Below are 588 nucleotides of genomic sequence, written 5' to 3'. Positions count from 1 at the left end.
GCATTGGAATGGGCGACGACGCGCGGCAGCCGCTCGGGCCGCGTCGCCTGGCAGTTCACCCAGGACCTGGCTGGACGGCTCGGCAAGCCACTGAGGGACTGACACGTTGGGTGGCGTCGCCAACGCCATCCAATGACAAGATCATTTGGGCTGCGCCCGGCGCAAATCACGCGGCGTTTGGCCGATCTCGCGGCGCATCCAGTGCGCCAGATGTGACTGGTGCGCAAAGCCCGTCAATTCCGCCACCTTGCTTGTGCTGAGATCGCCTCGCTGCAGCAGGGCGCGTGCGCGTTCGACGCGACGTCGCACCACGTAGCGGTGCAGGGTGACGCCCGTCGCCGCCTTGAACCAAGCCCGCAAGTGCGAGCTGCTCGCCCCGGCAACTCGGCTCAATCGCTGGATTGAAAGGGGCTCGTGCAAGCCAGCTTCGATATGCTCCAACACTCGCTTGAGCTGGGCATCTGACAACCGGTTTGTTCGCTCGACATCGGAATTCTCAAGACCGAGCAGCCTCACCGCCAGAGCGGCGCCAATGCTGTCGGCAAACAAAGATCCACTCGGTGAGTTTGCGCCGAGATCGCTCTCGAG

2 protein-coding genes are annotated in these 588 nt (G+C 63.9%); one reads left to right on the top strand and one right to left on the bottom strand.

Annotated elements, in window-relative coordinates; all coding sequences use genetic code 11:
- Positions 1-102: DUF815 domain-containing protein (locus EN939_RS37115; RefSeq protein ID WP_127272129.1), on the top strand; the 102-nt coding region annotated here is incomplete at its 5' end.
- Positions 103-141: 39 nt separating this feature from the next.
- On the opposite strand, the gene EN939_RS37110 is transcribed toward EN939_RS37115, so the two are convergent.
- The coding region (locus tag EN939_RS37110; RefSeq protein WP_164751647.1) for a helix-turn-helix domain-containing protein at positions 142-588 on the bottom strand (447 nt) is incomplete at its 5' end.

Source organism: Mesorhizobium sp. M7A.F.Ca.CA.002.05.1.1 (genome assembly GCF_003998335.1).
GTDB lineage: Bacteria > Pseudomonadota > Alphaproteobacteria > Rhizobiales > Rhizobiaceae > Mesorhizobium.
This window is presented reverse-complemented; position numbering and strand designations above follow the sequence as displayed.